Source organism: Noviherbaspirillum denitrificans, assembly GCF_002211445.1.
Lineage (GTDB): Bacteria > Pseudomonadota > Gammaproteobacteria > Burkholderiales > Burkholderiaceae_D > Noviherbaspirillum > Noviherbaspirillum denitrificans.
This window is the reverse complement of sequence record NZ_LSTO01000001.1, coordinates 3,886,098-3,901,361: the sequence shown is the minus strand read 5'-3', so window position 1 is coordinate 3,901,361 and position 15,264 is coordinate 3,886,098. Positions and strand designations below refer to the sequence as shown.

Annotated in this window: 13 protein-coding genes; 7 read left to right on the top strand and 6 right to left on the bottom strand. The window is 64.0% G+C overall.

Translation table 11 applies throughout. The features are described from left to right. Positions 1 to 230: 230 nt before the first annotated feature. The 3 genes from AYR66_RS18915 to AYR66_RS18905 form a co-directional block, all read right to left on the bottom strand. Positions 231 to 3,671, bottom strand: a complete 3,441-nt coding sequence (locus AYR66_RS18915) for a bifunctional diguanylate cyclase/phosphodiesterase (protein ID WP_088708789.1) — start codon at positions 3,669 to 3,671, stop codon at positions 231 to 233. A gap of 199 nt (positions 3,672 to 3,870) precedes the next feature. Continuing rightward, the gene (locus AYR66_RS30170; RefSeq protein ID WP_234814940.1) at positions 3,871 to 4,041 is read right to left on the bottom strand and encodes a hypothetical protein; all 171 of its coding nucleotides are present in this window, start codon (positions 4,039 to 4,041) and stop codon (positions 3,871 to 3,873) included. A gap of 522 nt (positions 4,042 to 4,563) precedes the next feature. Next, complete coding sequence (locus AYR66_RS18905; protein WP_088708787.1) at positions 4,564 to 5,520, bottom strand: hypothetical protein; 957 nt, start codon at positions 5,518 to 5,520, stop codon at positions 4,564 to 4,566. Positions 5,521 to 5,722: 202 nt separating this feature from the next. Here AYR66_RS18905 and AYR66_RS18900 point away from each other — a divergent pair, with 202 nt between their 5' ends. After that, positions 5,723 to 6,298, top strand: coding sequence for a DedA family protein (locus AYR66_RS18900; protein WP_088708786.1), 576 nt, complete (start codon positions 5,723 to 5,725; stop codon positions 6,296 to 6,298). A 51-nt stretch (positions 6,299 to 6,349) separates the two neighbouring features. Continuing rightward, positions 6,350 to 7,264, top strand: coding sequence for a queuosine salvage family protein (locus tag AYR66_RS18895; RefSeq protein ID WP_088708785.1), 915 nt, complete (start codon positions 6,350 to 6,352; stop codon positions 7,262 to 7,264). Between the two features lie 118 nt (positions 7,265 to 7,382). Here AYR66_RS18895 and AYR66_RS18890 read toward each other — a convergent pair whose 3' ends face one another. Continuing rightward, positions 7,383 to 8,669, bottom strand: a complete 1,287-nt coding sequence (locus AYR66_RS18890; RefSeq protein ID WP_088708784.1) for an O-acetylhomoserine aminocarboxypropyltransferase/cysteine synthase family protein — start codon at positions 8,667 to 8,669, stop codon at positions 7,383 to 7,385. Positions 8,670 to 8,795: 126 nt separating this feature from the next. Then, positions 8,796 to 10,151 (bottom strand): TrpB-like pyridoxal phosphate-dependent enzyme, encoded by a 1,356-nt coding sequence (locus tag AYR66_RS18885; RefSeq protein WP_088709928.1) that lies wholly within the window; start codon positions 10,149 to 10,151, stop codon positions 8,796 to 8,798. A gap of 264 nt (positions 10,152 to 10,415) precedes the next feature. On the opposite strand from AYR66_RS18885, the gene AYR66_RS18880 reads away from it, so the two are divergent. After that, positions 10,416 to 12,125, top strand: coding sequence for a sensor domain-containing protein (locus AYR66_RS18880; protein ID WP_170942206.1), 1,710 nt, complete (start codon positions 10,416 to 10,418; stop codon positions 12,123 to 12,125). A 61-nt stretch (positions 12,126 to 12,186) separates the two neighbouring features. Here the strand turns inward: AYR66_RS18880 and AYR66_RS18875 are convergent, their stop codons facing one another. Beyond that, the gene (locus AYR66_RS18875; RefSeq protein ID WP_088708782.1) at positions 12,187 to 12,573 is read right to left on the bottom strand and encodes a rhodanese-like domain-containing protein; all 387 of its coding nucleotides are present in this window, start codon (positions 12,571 to 12,573) and stop codon (positions 12,187 to 12,189) included. Positions 12,574 to 12,772: 199 nt separating this feature from the next. Between AYR66_RS18875 and AYR66_RS18870 the strand changes: the two genes are divergently transcribed. From AYR66_RS18870 to AYR66_RS18855, 4 genes are all read left to right on the top strand, one after another. Continuing rightward, complete coding sequence (locus AYR66_RS18870; RefSeq protein ID WP_088708781.1) at positions 12,773 to 14,011, top strand: MgtC/SapB family protein; 1,239 nt, start codon at positions 12,773 to 12,775, stop codon at positions 14,009 to 14,011. Between the two features lie 71 nt (positions 14,012 to 14,082). Next, positions 14,083 to 14,406: an ArsR/SmtB family transcription factor gene (locus tag AYR66_RS18865; RefSeq protein ID WP_088708780.1), complete on the top strand. Its 324-nt coding sequence runs from the start codon at positions 14,083 to 14,085 to the stop codon at positions 14,404 to 14,406. Between the two features lie 16 nt (positions 14,407 to 14,422). Further along, the gene (gene arsN2, locus AYR66_RS18860) at positions 14,423 to 14,860 is read left to right on the top strand and encodes an arsenic resistance N-acetyltransferase ArsN2 (protein ID WP_088708779.1); all 438 of its coding nucleotides are present in this window, start codon (positions 14,423 to 14,425) and stop codon (positions 14,858 to 14,860) included. Positions 14,861 to 14,867: 7 nt separating this feature from the next. Then, positions 14,868 to 15,264, top strand: a 397-nt coding sequence (locus AYR66_RS18855) for an arsenate reductase ArsC (protein WP_088709927.1), incomplete at its 3' end; no start/stop codon positions are given.

Here is a 15,264-nt window from a genome sequence, read left to right as displayed (position 1 = left end):
GGCGGTGCAGGAGCAGAGTGCGGCGGCGAGCAGCTTGCGGTTCATGATGCCTCCTCGAATTGTTTTTTTGGGGAAGCACCGCCGTAGGAAGACGGCAGTGTCCCCTACTGAATATCAGCTTGCGGCCGCATGCGATTGGGAAGCATCAAATGAAGGGAGAAGAATTGTTGAAACGCGACGCGATGTAGCGGATTCACGACAGCGCCGTATTGCAGGAACGCAGCTTCTCGTCAGCCCGCATTTGCCAGTGTCCCGACCATGCGCTCCATCTCTTCCACCGTCATCGGCTTGCCGAAGAGATAGCCCTGGAACAGGTCACAGCGCTGTTCCCGCAGGAAGGAATGCTGGACATCGCTCTCCACGCCTTCGGCGACGACTTCCAGCGCGAGCGTGCGGCTCATGTCGATGAGCGTGCGGACGATGACGGCGTCGCCGGCGTCGGATTCGATGCCGTGGATGAAAGACTGGTCGATCTTCAACTGCCCGACCGGAAGGCGCTTCAGGTAGGCAAGCGACGCGAAGCCCTTGCCGAAGTCGTCGATGGAAAAACTGATCCCGAGTTTGCGCAAGGCTTCCATCTTCGAAATGGCGGTGTCGACATCTTCCAGCACCATGCTTTCCGTCACCTCCAGCCGGAGGCGCGCGGGATTGGCGCCGGTGCGCTCGACCGTGGATTTGACCGACTGCACGAAGTCCTGCTGCCGGAACTGGCGCTTGCTGATATTGATGCCGATGACGAGGTCTTGCGTCCCGGGGTCGCGCGCCCACGCAACGGCCTGTGCGCAGGCATGCTCGAGTACCCACTGGCCGATCTGCAGGATGAGGCTGCCGGATTCGGCGATCTCGAGAAAGTGCGCGGGAGCGACAAGGCCGTGGCCAGGCATGTCCCAGCGCAGGAGCGCTTCGACACTCGATACGCGGCGATGCCGGTCGATCAAGGGCTGGTAGTAGAGCTTGAAGCGGTTTTCCGTAAGCGCCTGGCGCAGTCCTGCTTCGATCCCTGCCCTTTCGTTGAGCATGGCCTGCATCGCATCGTTGTACATGCGCACGGTATTGCGTCCGGCGTCCTTGGCTTCGTAGAGAGCGATGTCGGCATGCTTGAGCAGGATGTCGACCGGTTGCGCATGGCCGAGAAAGCGGCAGACCCCGATGCTCGGCGTATTGTGATATCCGCCGGCCGCGAAGCCGCGCAAGGGATAGGGTTTGTTGAGGGCTTCGATGATCTTCGATGCAATGGTCTCCGCCTGCATCGCGGCGGCGGCGACATCGGGACTAAGTTCCTCGAGGAGGATCACGAATTCATCGCCGCCGATGCGCGCCACGGTGTCGCGCTCGCGCACGCAGCCGATGAGGCGTTGCGCGACCTGGACAAGAAGCTCGTCGCCGACGTCGTGGCCGCAGGTGTCGTTCAGTGTCTTGAAATGATCGAGGTCGAGCAGCATCAGGGCGCCGTGGCGGTGCGCGCGCGCGCTGGCGGCAAGTGCCTGGCCGGCGCGGTCGAGGAAGAGACGCCGGTTGGGCAGGCTGGTCAGCGGGTCGTAGAACGCGAGGTCGCGGATCTGTGCTTCGGTCTTCTTGCGCTGCGTAATGTCGGAGAACGCGGACACATGGTGCGTGATCTTGCCGGAAGCATCCTTGACGGCCGTGATGACCAGCCACTCGGGATAGATCTCGCCATTCTTCCGGCGATTCCAGATCTCGCCCTGCCAGCCGCCGGTTTCATTGATGCTTGCCCACATCTTGCGATAGAACTCGGCATCCTGGCGATTGGACCGGAGGATCGATGGCTTCCGGCCGACAGCTTCCTCGGCGCTGTAGCCGGTGACTTCCTCGAAGGCGCAATTGACGCGCAGGATAGTGCCGCGGGCGTCGGTGACCATCATGCCTTCCTGCAGTTCGAAGGCGGCGGCGGCGACACGCAGCTGCTCTTCAGCCTTGCGGCGCTCGGTGACGTCAGTGATGCTGCCGTGCCAGAGGACGCTGCCGTCTTCCATGCGCTCGGGACGCGCGCTGCCGGCGTGCCACCGCACTTCACCGCCGAGGATGATGCGGTACTCCTGCTGCCAGGGCTGGAGCTTGCGGGCCGACTCTTCGATATTGTGGCTGAGCGCGATCAGGTCGTCGGCATGGATGCGGGACAGCAGCTCGCTGACATCGTCGCGCACCTGGGGCGGCGTAATGCCGTACATGCCGGCGAGGGCATCGCTGGCGAAGGGCATGGCAGCGCGTCCGTCGGGAAAAAGGCGGAGCTGGAAGATCAGGCCCGGGATCTGGCGCGACAGCTTGGCGAGCAAGTCGTGGCTCTCCTGCAGCGCGCTTTCGCTGCGCTTGCGTTCGGAAATGTCCTGCTTGATGCCGACGAAATGGGTGATGGTTCCCGCGGGATCCTTGACCGGCGCGATGACAAGTTCCTCGTCATACAGGGTGTGATCGCTGCGGCGGTTCACTAGCTCACCGCGCCAGGTCTTGCCGCTCTGGATGGCGTTCCAGAGATTGCTGTAGAAGCGGTTGTCCTGCAGGCCGGAAGAGACGAGCTCCGACGGGCGGCGTCCGATCGCCTGTTCCCTGCGATAGCCGGTAAGCGCTTCGAAAGCATGGTTGACCCATTCGATGCGGGCATTGGTATCGGTGATGATGACGCCGTTGCCGACAGCTTCCAGGGCGGCACTTTGCAGGCGGTTGCGGGCCTCGCTCTCGGCAAGCGCTGCATTGGCGCGAGCACGCTGGCGCAGCCCCGCGGCGATGATCCAGGCGAAAAAGGCAAGGATCGCGGTGGCCACGATGCCGCCGGCGATGAAATTGCGACGCTCGGCGTAATAGGGCGCGAACAAGTCATCGACGCCTTCGCCGATGGTCACGACGAGGCCGAAGCCTTCGATGCGGCGCCAGGTGTAGATGCGTTCGACATTGTCGACCTGTCCGCGCGCGGCATAAGTGCCGGTATCGAGCTCGGATGTCATGAACGGGCGGCCGGCGAGCGACTGTCCTATCGACTTCTCGGTTTCGGGCGAACGCGACAGGATCTCGCCGGTGGAACGCACTACAGTGACACTGCCCTGGGGCCCGAGGTTGATGGAATCGTGGAAGCGCGAAAAATACTCCGGCGCCACCGACATGACGATGACGCCGAGGAAGCGCCGCTCGGCATCATGGATGGGCCGTGTGAACTGGATCGTCTGGCGGCCGGAGACGCGGCCAACCAGCGGCCGGCTGATGAAGAGATGGTCGGTGTTGCGCTCGACATGAATGCGGAAGTGCTCGCGATCGGCAAGCAAAACCGGCTCCGGCTCGGGGTCGAGGCTGCTGTAGACCAGCATGCCGGCGGCATCAATGATCCCGACCTGGAAGCTGACATCGCGCACGAAATAGTTTTGCTGCCGCTGTACGGCTTCATGGAAGCGCTTGCGGTCGTGACGCCACTCCTGGCGCAGGGAAAGCAGCGACAGGTCGATGCCGCGCAACGCCGCGGTGATCTGCTCGGCGAAGGCGAGCGAGAGGTTGGCGCGGTCGCGCTCGGCGGTGTCGGCAAGTTGCTGATGGGAATTGTGGAGCTGGAGGGCTATCCCCCCCCATACGGCGGCGAGGACGAGCAAGAACAGCAGTGTGAGCTGTACAGCGAGGCTGCTGATGAAGGATGGCTTGCCTGGGGACGTTTGCCGGGATGGAAGCACGCTTGCTCCGTTTCTGACCGCCCTTCCCGATTCCCGTCAGGACACGGCGGATGATTGCATAATTGCAATGGTAGGAGTCAGAAGCGGAAATTTGATTGATTCAGGTCAAACGAATCCGGGACGCTGAAGCGGAGCGCGATCTGACAGGGCGCGCTGCGCGCACCCTGCCCGCCTGCCGGCGGATTTGTGCAGCAACCGGTCAACCACCAAAGTAGAGGTCGTCCGGGGAATTGGGCTTGTGGGTCTTCTGGTACTGGATCAGCTCGTCGCGCACTTCCTGGCGCGTCTTGCCGGTGTAGCGTGAACCGGGCATGCCGTGCACGCCGATGTCGCGGCTTTCGGTGCCGATGCTTTCACTGTTCAAGTTCATCGGTGCGCGTGACGATTCCAGTTCAGACCTGACTTCCGCACGCGACTTGGTGGATTTGAAATCGCGGAAAGAGTCCTCCCCATCACGCATTCCTACATCGGCGACTGCGATTCCGCATACGGCTATTATCGAGAGCGCGGTAATCCGGGAAATGCATCGCGTGGTTTTCATGTTGACCTCCGATCAGGCGAACAATCGACGGCACGTCACCGATCGAGCAAGGCATGCCGCCTCGATGCTTGCAGACGTCCGTTCGCGCAGGCCGCTGCAAGGACGCTCCCATGAATGCGACAGCGGTCAGCCGACGGAACGGAGAAAGGGCAAGCTGACTCAGGTCAGCGGCAGGGGGAGGCGAGGCAGGTATTGCGGGATTGGCGCAATGCAATCCGTCAGTTGGGCGGACACAGTCTGTCCCGTACTTCGGGAGCCACCGAGATGAAGCGCATATGGCAGGTGCATCACACTATATGTCGCGCCGCAGGTGACTTCAAGGAAGATCTTCATGCGGCCACGAGCGGATCATTACTGGAAGCGTGGCGATGCCGCCGCTTCCTGCCGACGCCTATCCGGCGCGGCGGGTGGTTCGATCCCCGCGGTGTACGAGGCGTCGGGCTTGTCGATGCGGAAGACCTGCATTGACTGCTCGACAAAGCCGCGCAGGTGCCGGGGCGTGGACCGGAACCACTGCGCGAGGAACTCGCGGAAACTCGATTCCTTCGGCAGGTCGCCCGCATTGAGATAGGCCACCGCGCGCCAGTCGTTGTTCTGCTCCACCAGCGGCAGGAACAGGCTGGCCACCAGCTCGTTCTCCTGTCGCAGGTAGGGACTGGAAACCAGCCGCGGCGCGGCATTGCTGAACCACTGCTCGAACGACATCCCGGCAGGCAGCTTGCGATGCCGGTCCGACAGCGCGCGCCTGGTGAAAGCCTGCAGCGCAGGCGCATATTCGCTGGTCTCGGGCAAGGGCGGCGCGGCATTCCATGTGAGCGAGAAGTGCTTGAGCATGTAGAGCGACACCGTCTCGCACAGCATCTCCTCGAACCACTGGTGCCGTTCCTGTCCAGGCGCCGCGTGATGTTCGTAGTTCGCAAGAATGTGGACCAGCTCGTGCGAAAACTCGTACACGTATTCCGCCCAGTTCTGCCCCTTGGCCGACAGCATCACCTGGTATTCGTTGCCCGGCCCCTTCTGGTACAGCACCGCCGGTCCGCCGTTGGAATGCGCGACCACGATCGGATGCACGGAACGGCCGGGAAAGTGCTGGAGCATTTCATCGGTGATCGCATTGAGCAGCATCTCGATCTGCCACGGCGCCGCATCGCCCCACGGCCCGTCGACAACCCGGATCAGCGAGCCGCCGCTTTTTTCCTGCTGCGAATTGAGCTTCTTTTGCTGGAGGGGCCTGGCTTCTGCAGCTTTCGCGCCCTGCATGTTCATCAGCGCCAGGAGAACCGATGTGACGATTGCCGCCCGCTTCATTTGATTATCTCCTTGACTGCATGCACGTATATTTGACTATAGGCTGCGGCGTGGCCGATCAGAAGCATTTTCTCTTGGCGCGGCGCATGTTGATAGCAAACACCGGTTGTCTTGCAACGTTCATGGCTGCACGCAACTTTTGGCCACGTCGACAGCTCTATGCATCGTGTCCTTGACCACAACGCAGGCATTGCCTCGGTATATGGATTTCCCTCACCTCATAGAGACTTACGGATACCTGGCTGTCGCGCTGGGCAGCTTCCTGGAAGGGGAAGCCGTCCTGCTCGCCGGCAGCCTTGCCGCCTGGCACGGACATCTGTCGCTGCCGGTGGTGTGGGCCATTGCCGTTGTCGCAAGCTTCCTCGGCAACCTGCCGTATTTCCTCGCCGGCCGCCGCTTCGGGCCGCTGGCGATGCGGCGCGTTCCAGCATTGCACGCCCGGAAGAAACGGCTGGAGTGCCTGCTGCAACGCCACCATGTACTGATCGTGCCGGCGCTGCGCTTTTGCTACGGCCTGCGCATCGTCGGACTGGTGACACTCGGTGCCGGCAGGATGCCTGTGAGCCGCTACGTGGTGCTGGATCTCGCGGGTGCGGTGGTATGGGCGGCGATCATCTGCGCGGCGGGCTACGGCGCGGGCGGCCTGTTCCGGCGCGCGATCGAGGCGGGCGTCACCACCGAGCAGCTGGTCGGGATTGCCGCGGTACTGGGTGCCAGCCTGCTATGGCTGGTGCGCCGGCGCACGATGGCGGCGCGCCGGGAGCAGGACGGACGCTGATACAGCGCACGAAGCGCCCCCAAAGCGCCTCCCTGGAGTACGATAGTGCTCATGAGCAATCAAACGTCCGCCAAAGAACGCCTCCTGGCCCAAGCCCGCCTGGACTACCAGCCTGATCTTGTCGCCGTCGATGCGGAAGCGATCGCCCGCCTTCCCGTGCGCGCCGACCGCTTCAGCCACGCGACCACCGGCCTGTCCGAAAAGCCCGCCGGCCAGACGCATCAAGCCGCAGCGGCCTACAGCATTGCCCTCAACAGCATCAACTTCATGTTCTGGACACCGACGCCGGAAGGCATGGCGCGCTACGACTGGAACGGTGCGGGCGGTGCCGACGGCCTGACTGCGGCGCTCGATCATGTGTGGGGCGCACAACCGGCACCGGACCGGCTGCGCGAAGTCCTCGGCTCAGGCGAGGAAAAAACGGTCATCGACGCCTTCGGCGACATCTCCATGCCAAGGCGGCGCGCCCACTTCCTGCGCGAAGTCCTGCGCGACGATCAACTCGAACAAGCCGCAGCCGAACTCGTCGCCGCCGGCGACACCGGCCGCCTGACCTCCGACGATGCGGAACGGCTGGCCAAACGGTTCCCGGTTGCGTACGGCCAGGACACCTACCTCATGCGTGCGCAGCTTGCGGTCATGTGGTACGCCGGCTACCTCATCGACCAGGGGACGGAAATCGACTGCGACGTCATCGTCGCCGCCAACTACCAGATGCCGCGTGTGATGCGATCGATCAAGGTGCTGCGCTACTCACCGGAGTTGGCGGCAAAGATCGATCGGCATACGCTCATCGTGCGGCACAGCGTGGAGGAGCGGGCGATACGTGCTGCGACGGTGCTGAGTACGCAGGCAATGGCCCAGCACCTGGGCGTGTCGGAGCATGCGATGGTGAATGTGCTGTGGAAGAACCGGCTGGCTTGCGGGAATGTGCCGCATCATTTGACGATTACGACGGATTATTGAAGGGTGGTGTTCCCGGCAATAATCGAGGTCGAGTAGAACGTCCAGATGAATTTGTAGGGTGCGCACCGCGCACCATTGCGGTAGCCAGAGCACCGGTGCGCATGGCGCACCCTACGCTTTATGCCTTGCTCAACGCCTGCTCCAGATCTGCGATCAGGTCATCCACATGCTCGATGCCAATCGACAGCCGCAGCATATCCTCCGACACCCCCGCCTTCTTCAACTCTTCCGGATTCAACTGCCGATGCGTAGTCGATGCCGGATGCGTCGCTAGTGACTTCGCATCGCCGATATTGACCAGCCGCGTGAACAACTGCAGCGCGTCGAGCACACGCGCACCCGCAGCGCGCGGGTCAGCTTGATCGACCGTCTTCAAACCGAATGACAGGATGCCCGACGCACTGCCGCCCATGTACTTCTTCACCAGCGGGAAGTCCGGATGATTCTCCAGGCCGGCGTAGTTGACCCACGCCACCTTGGAATGCCCTTCGAGGAAGCGCGCGATGCGCTTGGCGTTGTCGCAGATGCGGTCCATGCGCAGGGCGAGGGTTTCGATGCCTTGCAGGATGAGGAAGGCGTTCATCGGGGCGATGGCGGCGCCCATGTTGCGCAGGGGGACGACGCGGGCGCGGGCGATGTAGGCGGCGGGGCCGAGGGCTTCGGTGTAGACGACGCCGTGGTAGGAGACGTCGGGTTCGTTCAGGCGCTTGAAGCGCTCCTTGTGCTGTTCCCAGGGGAACTTGCCGCTGTCGACGATGGCGCCGCCGACGCTGTTGCCGTGGCCGCCGAGGTATTTGGTCAGCGAGTGGACGACGATGTCGGCGCCGTGCTCGAAGGGGCGGCACAGGTAGGGGCTGGGCACGGTGTTATCGACGATGAGCGGGATGCCATGCGCGTGGGCGATTTCGGCGAGCTTGGCGAAGTCGGTGACGTTGCCGAGCGGGTTGCCGATGGATTCGCAGAAGATGGCCTTGGTGCGGGCGTCGATCAGCGGGGCGAAATCCTGCGGCTTGCGCGGGTCGGCGAAGCGGACTTCGATGCCGAGCTGCGGGAAGGTGTGGGCGAACAGGTTGTAGGTGCCGCCGTAGAGCGTGCTGGCGGAGACGATGTTGTCACCGCTTTCGGCAATCGTCTGGATCGCGTACGTGATGGCGGCCATGCCGGAGGCGACGGCGAGCGCGCCGATACCGCCCTCGAGGGCGGCGATGCGCTTTTCCAGTACGTCCTGCGTGGGGTTCATGATGCGGGTGTAGATGTTGCCCTGGACCTTGAGATCGAACAGGTCGGCGCCGTGCTGGGCGTTGTCGAAGGCGTAGGCAACGGTCTGGTAGAGGGGGACGGCGACGGCCTTGGTGGTGGGATCGGGGGTGTAGCCTGCGTGGACGGCGAGGGTTTCGAGTTTCATGGATGGGCCTTGTTGTTGGTTCGCCCTTCCCGTCAAGGGGAGGGTTGGGGTGGGGATGGGGTACAGCGCATTCGCGGGGGAAACCCATCCCCCACCCGGCCTCCCCCTTGAAGGGGGAGGAGTTGGTTACAGCGACACCTTCGGCAGCCTCTCCAGCGCCGCCTTGATCTCTTCTTCCGGATACGCAAAATCCTGCAGCTTGCCGCTGAAGTAGCTGTCGTACGCGCCCATGTCGAAGTGGCCGTGGCCGGACAGGTTGATGAACAGGGTCTTGGCTTCGCCGGTTTCCTTGCAGCGCAGTGCTTCGTCAATGGCGGCGGCGATCGCGTGGCTGGATTCTGGCGCGGGGATGATGCCTTCCGCGCGGGCGAAGCGCACGCCGGCCGCGAAGGTGGCGAGCTGCGGGACGGCGACGGCTTCGAGCAGCTTCTCGTGGTAGAGCTGGGACACCAGCGCGGAGTCGCCGTGGTAGCGCAGGCCGCCGGCGTGGATGCCGGGGGGCATGAAGTCGTGGCCGAGGGTGTACATCAGGGTCATCGGCGTGAGCTTGGCGGTGTCGCCGTAGTCGTACGCGTAGTGGCCGCGCGTGAGCGTCGGGCAGGAGGTCGGCTCGACCGCGACCAGGCGCACATTCTTGCCGGCGGCCTTGTCGGCGAAGAAGGGGAAGGCCGCGCCGCCGAAGTTGGAGCCGCCGCCGCAGGGAGCGAAGATCATGTCGGGATAGTCTTCGGCCAGCGCAAACTGTTTCTTCGCTTCGAGACCGATCACGGTCTGGTGCAGCAGCACGTGGTTGAGCACCGAGCCGAGCGCGTAGTTGGTGTCGGCGCGCGACGCGGCTTCTTCCACCGCTTCCGAAATCGCGAGGCCGAGCGAGCCCTGGTTGTCGGGGTTTTCCTCGAGCGCGCGGCGGCCAACCTGCGTCATCTCCGACGGGCTGGCGAACACTTCCGCGCCCCAGGTCTGCATCATCGAGCGGCGGTAGGGTTTCTGGTGGTAGCTGACCTTGACCATGTAGACGCGCACTTCGAGGCCGAACATCTGGCCCGCCAGCGCCATCGAGCTGCCCCACTGGCCGGCGCCGGTTTCGGTGGCGATGCGCTTGATACCGGCTTTGGCGTTGTAGTAGGCCTGCGCGATCGAGGTGTTGACCTTGTGCGAGCCGGCGGGCGAGACGCCTTCGAACTTGTAATAGATCTTGCACGGCGTGCCGAGCGAGGCTTCGAGTCGGTGCGCGCGGAACAGCGGCGTGGGACGCCAGAGCTGGTAGAGCTCGCGGACTTTGTCGGGGATCTCGATCCAGCGCTCGGCGGATACTTCCTGTTCGATCAGCGACATCGGGAAGATGGCCGACAGCGCGTCCGGCGTCAGCGGCTTGCCGTCCGGGCCGAGGGGCGGCGCCGGGCGGTTGGGCATGTCGGCAACCACGTTGTACCAATGAGTGGGGATGTCCGATTCGGGAAGCAGGAATTTAGTTTGCGGCATGAATATGTCCTCGAGGCTGGTTTCTTGTTCGTCTCCTTGGCATGCGGTCAGCGGCGTTTCATTGCTGCTTCCCGCAATGGCCAACCGATGATTAGAACGCCGTCATGCAAAAATGGAATGCCATGACCATGGGAATTTTTCACTTTTTTGATCCAGGACAACTTTTGCCCTCGCATGCCTGAAGGCGACCTGCTACGTTTCATGGAAGGTGTTACGAACCAGGATGGGGGCGCACCCCCGCATTGCCAATTCGACCGGGCCGCCATGAACGACCTTTCCCATCTTTTCAAACCGGATGACGCACGCGACGCGGGCGGCGACTTCCATTTCCTGGCGTATCCGTCACACATCCTGGTCTGGACCTGCGATGGCAGCGGCGCGTGCGACTTCGTCAGCCCGTCCTGGCTCGAATTCACCGGCCGCGACATGGCGCAGGAGATGGGCCGGCGCTGGCTGGACCGGGTGCATCCGGACGACAGGATGGCGGTGACCCGGGGACTGGACGAGGCGATCGCCGGCGGACAGCCGTTTCGCCTGCTGTACCGCTATCAGCGGGCAGACGGTACGTACCGCTGGTTCGTCAACCAGGGCATGGTGCGGCCGGGTCCGTCGGGGACGCCGGCCGGTTACGTCGGCCAGTGCTTTGACGTGACCGCCTACCAGGATGGCGAAGCGGAACTGGAACATGCGGCGCAGCGCATGATCTCGCTGCTGCACCAGACGCGGCTGATCGGGGTGGTGCTGGATACCAAGGGCCGCGTGATGTATTCCAATGGCGGGCTGTGCCACCTGCTCGGAGCGTCGGGGTCGGCGCTGATGAACTGCAGGCTGTTTGAACGTTATCTAGCTCCGGGCGGGCGCGGTCTGCTCGACAGCATCTATCCCGACGGCGGCACGCACGCGCAGTTCGTATCGGAATTCGAGGCTGAAATGCTTGGCGGCGACGGTGAGGCGCGCCTTGTCTTGTGGCATGCGATCGTCCTGCACGAGTATTCAGGCAAGGTGCGCGGCACAATCCTGATCGGCGACGACCTGACCGAAGCGCGGCGCATGGAACAGCAGCTGGTGCTGACCGCCAGCGTGTTCGAGTCAACCAGCCAGGCCATCGTGGTAACCGACGCCTCGGCGCGCATCCTCGCGGTGAACCAGGCGTTCAGCGAACTGACCGGCTACCCGAGGGAAGAGGCGATCGGGCTCAATCCGCGCGTGCTCAAGTCGGGCCGGCATGACCAGGCCTTCTACGAGCAGATGTGGAAAAGCATCCATGACACCGGCCACTGGCGCGGCGACGTGTGGGACCGGCGCAAGGATGGCAGCGTCTATCCGAAGTTCCTGTCGATCAGCGCGATCCGCAACGAGCAGGGCGAAGTCACGAATTACGCCGGCATCTTCTATGAGATCTCGGAACGCAAGGCGGTCGAGGAGCGGCTGGATTTCCTGGCGCACTACGACACGCTGACCGGCCTGCCCAACCGCTGCCTGCTGCTGGACCGGCTGAAACTGTCCGTGCAGCGTGCGCTGCGCGATGGCACCAAGGTCGGCCTGCTCTATCTCGACCTGGACCACTTCAAGCAGATCAACGATACCTACGGCCATGCGGCCGGCGATACCTTGCTGAAAGAGGCGGCGCTACGCATGCAGGGCTGCGTGCGCGGCGCGGATACGGTGGCGCGCCTGGGCGGCGACGAGTTCGTGGTGATGCTGCCGGATATCAAGAAGCTGGCTGCGGCGGCCCAGGTGGCGCAAAAGATCCAGGCCGCGATGGCGCCCGCGTACGAAATCGACGGACATGCAATGCTGGCGCCGCCCAGTATCGGCATCAGCATTTACCCGGACGACCATCACGAGGTGGAAGTGTTGCTCAAGCAGGCGGATGCGGCGATGTACGACGCCAAGCACGGGCATGATGGCGGGTACCGGTTCTACCATGAGTTGGGGCGCGCGCCCGATACCGTTAGGGATAAAGAACCGTAGGGTGCGCCGAGCGCACCATTGCGGTAGCAAGGGCATCGGTGCGCGGGGCGCACCCTACCAACTACTTTCTTTCGACCGGCAGGCCCGCCTTCTCCCAGGCGATGATCCCGCCCTGCACATTGTGCACGGACTTGAAACCCTGCTGCACGAGCAGTTCGGCGGCCGCGGCGGAGCGCTGGCCGGAACGGCAGATCAGGACGACGGGCCGGTTCTCGAAGGCGCGGAATTCGTTGGCGCGGGCCGCCAGCTGGCCGAGCGGGACGAGCAGGCTGCCGGGTGCGTGGACTTCGTTGTATTCATGCGGCTCGCGCACATCGATGACGAGCGCGCCCTGTCGGAACATCGCCTGTGCCTGTTGCGGGTCGACGACGTTGAATGAGGCGGCAAAAGCCAGCGCGCACAAGGCCGACGCGACCAGGGCGAAGAGCGTTTTGAAGACGGTGGGCATATTGTTTTATGGGTTGTTGCGGCAAGCCGGCACCGGGCGTGCTCCATCCCCGTGCCGCGGGCTAGTCTAGGGGGTGCGACATGCCCGCTACTTGACCCAGGTCAAAAATTCCTTACTGCGAACAAGGCGGACCCCATGCTTCCCGGCGCCGTCTTCCGGAGCACCTATAATTTCCTTGTTGCATCACTCGCTCTCCGCCATGGATCACCTCCCTTCCCTGTTCGCCAGCTGCGCGGTCGCGCTTGGCGGCAGTGCCCTCATCGGTGTCGAACGCGAACGCCACAAAGGCTCCGGCCCCTCGCGCGGCCTGGCCGGCGTGCGGACCTTTGCGCTGGCCGGCTTCAGCGGCGTCATCGCCAGCCATGTCGGCCAGCCGGCGGTGACGGTGGCGGGCGCTTTGTTCATCGCGCTGCTGTGCGCGATCGCCTATTACCGCGACCTGGGCGACGATCCCGGCATCACCACCGCGCTCGCCCTCTTCCTGACCTACCTGCTCGGCATCGTCGCCGCGATGAATGCGGAGCTGGCCTCGGCCGGCTTTGTCGTCGTCGCCTGCCTGCTCGCGGGCAAGACGCGCCTGCACCACTTCGCGACCAAGACGCTGACCAGCGTGGAACTGCGCGACGGCCTGCTGCTGGCGGCGGCGGCGCTGGTGATCTATCCGCTCATCCCGAACCGCACGATTTCCTTCCTCGCGAATGCCAACCCGAACCACCTGTGGCGCCTGATCGTGCTGCTGATGACGCTGCAGGCGGTGGGTTATGTGGCGCTGCGCGTGATGGGGCCGCGCTTCGGCCTCGCGATCGCGGGACTGGCCTCGGGCGTGGTGTCGAGCAGCTCGACCATGGGGGCGATGGGCGCGCGTTCGAAGGCGGAACCGCACTATGCGGCAGCGTACGCGGCGGCGGCACTCTGCTCCAACCTGTCGTCGATGGCGCTGCTGGTGGCGGTGGGCATGGCGATCGATCCAGCGGCGGTGACCGCGAGCTGGCCGGCGATGGCGGGCGTGATGGCCGGCAGCGGCCTCTCAGCGTGTATCGCCGTCATTGCGCAGCCTGCGCTCGATGCGCCCAATGTCCCCTCTCAGAAAGTGTTCAGCGTGCGCCAGGCGGTCGGCTTCGCGGCCCTGCTGACGGCGCTGACGGCGGTGGTGTCGCTGGCGACGAAGCATTTCGGCTCGGCAGCGGCGGAACTGGGTGCGGCCATTGCCGCCACGGTGGACATGCAGGCGGCGGGCGCGGTGCTGTTTTCGCTGTTTGCCGGGCAGTCGGTGGATGCCGGCGCGCTCAACCGCGGACTGGCGATTGCGATCACGGCCAATGCGGTGAGCAAGATGGTGATTGCCTGCGCGGCGGGGAATCGGGCGTACGGGCTGCGGACTTCCGCCGGGCTGGCGGTGGCGATCACGGTGGTGTGGGTAGCCACACTGGTTACCTAGACGGCAATGCAGTGCGCCGCTCTTTTAGCCTATAATTCGACATTCTTCGAATTATCGAAAAGCAGAACCGCATGGAAACCCGTCAAGCCATTGCCGCGCTCGGCGCGCTCGCCCAGGAATCGCGCCTTGCCGTCTTCCGCCTGCTGGTGCGCACCGGCCCGTCCGGCATGGCCGCGACCAGGATCGCCGAAGAAGTCGGCATTCCGCCCTCTTCCCTGTCATTCCACCTGAAGGAACTGTCGCACGCCGGCTTGCTGGACTCGCGCCAGGAAGGCCGCTTCGTGATCTATGTCGCCAATTTCGCGGCGATGACCGCGCTGATGGCCTTCCTCACCGACAGCTGCTGCGGCGGCATGCCCTGCACGCCCGACCATCCCGCTACCGAAAACGCCTGACCACGAAAGGACCGCCATGTTCGCCATCCGCCCGCCCCGCACAGATGACCTCCCCGCGCTGAAGGCGCTGCTCGACAGCAGCGGCCTGCCCTCGTCCGACCTGACGGAGCAGCACTTGCAGCATTTCATCGTCCTCGGCCAGGCCGGCCGCATTGCCGGCTCTGTCGGCATCGAACCGCATGGCGAAGATGCGCTGCTGCGCTCGCTGGCCGTCGAGACCATGCTGCGCGGCGAAGGCTACGGCCAGCGCCTGCTGGAACTGATGGAGGAACGTGCGCGTGACGGCGGCGTGCAGCGCCTCTTCCTGCTGACCACGTCGGCGGACAATTTCTTTGTGCACCAGGGTTATGAGCCGGTGGCGCGCGAGAGCGTGCCGGATGCCATCCGCAATACGCCGCAGTTCGCCGGCCTCTGCCCGGACAGCGCGGTCTGCCTGTCGAAGTCCCTTCACTGAACACATCATGTCCGACAAGATCTACAACATCCTCTTCCTGTGCACCGGCAATTCGGCGCGCAGCATCATGGCTGAAGCGCTGATCAGCACCATGGGCGAGGGCCGCTTCCGCGGCTTCTCGGCCGGCAGCCATCCGGGCGGACGGGTCAATCCTTTCGCGATCGAACAGGTAAAGGCAATCGGCTATCCGATCGAAAATCTGCGCAGCAAGAGCTGGGACGAGTACGCGGGCATCGATGCGGTGCAGATGGATTTCATCGTCACCGTGTGCGACAACGCTGCCGGCGAATTGTGCCCGGTGTGGCCCGGACGGCCGGTGTCGGCGCACTGGGGCTTCGAGGATCCGGCGGCGGTGGAAGGCTCGGATGATGTCAAGCGCGCGGCCTTCGACCGCATCTTCAGGC